3 protein-coding genes and 1 tRNA gene are annotated in these 3,186 nt (G+C 45.9%); all 4 read left to right on the top strand.

Annotated features, from left to right (window positions below):
* Positions 1-1,594, top strand: a 1,594-nt coding sequence (locus tag ACTHUE_RS13935) for a tetratricopeptide repeat protein (protein ID WP_440423765.1), incomplete at its 5' end; no start/stop codon positions are given.
* Between the two features lie 56 nt (positions 1,595-1,650).
* Positions 1,651-2,235 (top strand): lipoprotein insertase outer membrane protein LolB, encoded by a 585-nt coding sequence (gene lolB / locus ACTHUE_RS13940; RefSeq protein ID WP_440423767.1) that lies wholly within the window; start codon positions 1,651-1,653, stop codon positions 2,233-2,235.
* A gap of 8 nt (positions 2,236-2,243) precedes the next feature.
* Positions 2,244-3,092 (top strand): 4-(cytidine 5'-diphospho)-2-C-methyl-D-erythritol kinase, encoded by an 849-nt coding sequence (gene ispE / locus ACTHUE_RS13945; protein WP_070461946.1) that lies wholly within the window; start codon positions 2,244-2,246, stop codon positions 3,090-3,092.
* Positions 3,093-3,097: 5 nt separating this feature from the next.
* Positions 3,098-3,173: transfer RNA gene (locus tag ACTHUE_RS13950), tRNA-Gln, on the top strand.
* Positions 3,174-3,186: the final 13 nt, after the last annotated feature.

The following is a 3,186-nucleotide window of genomic DNA, read 5'->3' on the forward strand; positions in this document are numbered from 1 at the left end:
GTTTACGTATATTTTGACGTTGCATCGCACCAAATCTCCCGAAGTAGCCGAGCGCGCTTTGGAGATGGCGGTTTCTTTAAACGCATTTGAACAGGCTGAAGCCATTTACCAAAAATGGCGTGAAATCGAGCCGGAGCCTGGTGAAACACAAAAGCGCATGACTTGGTTGCGCAATTTGCTGCTGGGTAAAGCCGATAAGAATTTGAGCGGATTGGACAAGGTGATTGCCGGCGGTAGTGAAGACGAGCAAAAGCGCGTGTTCCTGCTTTTGGCACAAACCGCAGCCCAACAGCCGAATCTGACCAGCGATGCGGTCAAACAAGTGCATAAAACGGCCTTGAATTATAAAGACTTCCCTGAAGCAGCGATTGCGGATGCAATTTTTAGTGCAAAAGACGGTCAAAAGAAACATGCCATTGCGGCATTGCAGCGATTGGCCAAGTTGGACAACGAAATTCTGCCGCCGACTTTTGTTACCCTGCGGCTGATGGCGCAACGGCATCCTGATATTTTGGACGGCTTCTTCAAAGATACAGACACCAAAACCTTATCTCCGATTTGGCAGGAATTGGATATCGCCAATTTGATCGCCCATGGCCAAAATGATAAGGCATTCAAGCGTTTGCAGACTTTATTAGAGGAAAATCCAAACCCTGATTTGTATATTCAGGCCGCCTTATTGTCAGCCAGCAAGACGGAAAATATTTCTGCGGTAAACAGTTATCTGGAAAAGGCTTATAAAGCCGGTACGGAAGAGCAGCGCAGCCGTGCGGCATTGATTGGCGCGGTGTCTTACAATGATGCCGAGGATTTTGCCAAAGCCAAACAATGGCTGGCCAAGGTCACGGCTACGGCTTATGCGTTTGATAAAACCATTTTGGCTGCTTCCATCGAAGCCAAACAGGGCAACCATAAAGAGGCTTGGGCATTGGTACAACGCGCACAAAAAATGCCCGAGCGAAGAGGACGTTATTTTGAAGCCAGTGATTTGCTGAATACGGCTTTGTTCGTATTGTCTAAAAATACCAATCTGCAAGAATCATTGAACGCTTTGAACAGCTTGGTAAATTCCACCGAAAAATCCTTGAAAACCCAAGCTTCTCCAGAGTTGCTTGCCAATGTGCTGTATCAGCGTTCGATGGTGTATGAGAAGCTGAATCAGCCAGGAAAGGCGATTGCCGATTTGCGCCGAGTTGTTGAGTTGTATCCGGACAATCCGCACGGTTGGAATGCTTTGGGCTATACCTTGTTGTCCAGCGGCAAGGATTTGGAAGAAGCGTTTAAAATGGTTCAGACGGCCTATCAAATGGAGCCAGAAAGCGCAGCCATTAATGACAGTGTAGGCTGGGCATATTATCTTAAAGGCGATGCCCAAATGGCTTGGCCGTATATCCAATATGCCTATGAAAAAGAACCTGAAGCCGAAGTCGCCGCACATTTGGGTGAAGTCCTATGGACGCTTGGCGACCAAGACAAGGCCAAAGAAATCTGGAATGACGGTTTGAAACGCGGAAGCAATCTCCGAGTATTAAAAGAGACAATGTCTAAATTCGGTATAACGTCCAGTAAACCGCATACTCAAAAACACAAATAAAATCAAAAGGCCGTCTGAAAAGTGTTTGATTTCAGACGGCCTATGAAGGAATGTCCATGAATTTAAAACAATTATCATCGGTTGCAGCCTTATTGCTTTTAGCTGCCTGTGCGCAGCCAAACTTACCTCAGCAAAACAGTTGGCAAGCGGCCGAGCAGGTACAGGATTTTAGCGCAGACGGTCGCTTGGCTGTCAAAATGGAAGGCAAAGGCTCTTATGCTAATTTCGATTGGACTTATCAAAACGCGGTTCAAACCATTGATGTGAATACACCGTTGGGCAATACCGTAGGTCAGCTGTGTCAAGACAGTGAAGGCGTATTGGCAGTAGACAGTAAGGGTAAGGTTTATCAGGCGGAGACGGCTGAGGAATTGAGCAGACAGCTTTTAGGCTTTGCTTTGCCGGTTCAATATCTGCATATTTGGGCTGATGGTAAACGCGTTGCCAATGCGCCATACAAAATCCTGCCTGATGGCCGTCTGGAGCAGTTTGACTGGACAATATCGCGTACTTTAAATAGTTCAGGACAGCCTAAAACGCTTCAACTTGAGAATGCCAAGTTTAATATCCGCTTGGTGTTTGACACGGTAAACCACTCTTTGAATAAGAATGGACAAACCCGATGCGCAGCACGCAAATAGAGGATGCCATGTCTGTTTCAGAGGAAATCCAAGCCTTTCCTGCGCCGGCCAAATTAAATTTGGATTTGAGGATTACCGGCCGTAGGAGCGATGGTTATCATAATTTGGAAAGTATTTTCTGTTTGATCGGCTTATACGATACCGTTCATCTGAAAATGCGTACTGATGGGCAGATTATTCTGCATACGCCGGTCGAAGGGCTTAAGCCTGAGCAAGACTTGACTTATCGGGCGGCTAAATTATTACTGCCCTATGCCAACGTGCCGCACGGCGTTGAAATCTGGTTGGATAAGGTGATTCCGACCGGAGGCGGATTGGGCGGTGGCAGCTCTGATGCAGCCACAGTCTTAATGGTTTTAAACCAATGGTGGCAATGTGATTTGAGCAGGCAGCAACTGATTGATTTAGGCCTAAGTCTTGGCGCGGATGTTCCTTTTTTTATTTTTGGAAGAAGTGCTTTTGCCAAAGGCGTAGGCGAGAAGCTGGCTGAAATAGATGTCCCTAAACAATGGTATGTTATCGTTAAGCCCCCTGTTCATGTGGCAACAGCTAAAATTTTTGCACATGAAGGCTTGACACGGGATTCCAAACCCAGCATAATGCCGACTTTCCAATCATTACAGCCGTTTCAAAATGATATGCAGGCGGTTGTGTTTCAGGAATATCCTGAAGTTTGGAAGGCTTATGTTGAGTTATCCCAATATGGTTATACATTAATGACTGGTTCTGGAGCTTGTTTATTCATAGCAAGTGAATCTCATCAAGAAGCAAATACAATTTACCAACAGGTTTCTCAATCATATGAAGCGTATTGTGTGGAAGGATTAGATATTCATCCGCTGTTTCATATGATTTAGTAAGTTGGGGAGTCGTCAAGCGGTTAAGACACTGGATTTTGATTCCAGCATGCGAAGGTTCGAATCCTTCCTCCCCAGCCAAACCCTTTGTTGG

Source organism: Neisseria sp. P0021.S005, assembly GCF_051956955.1.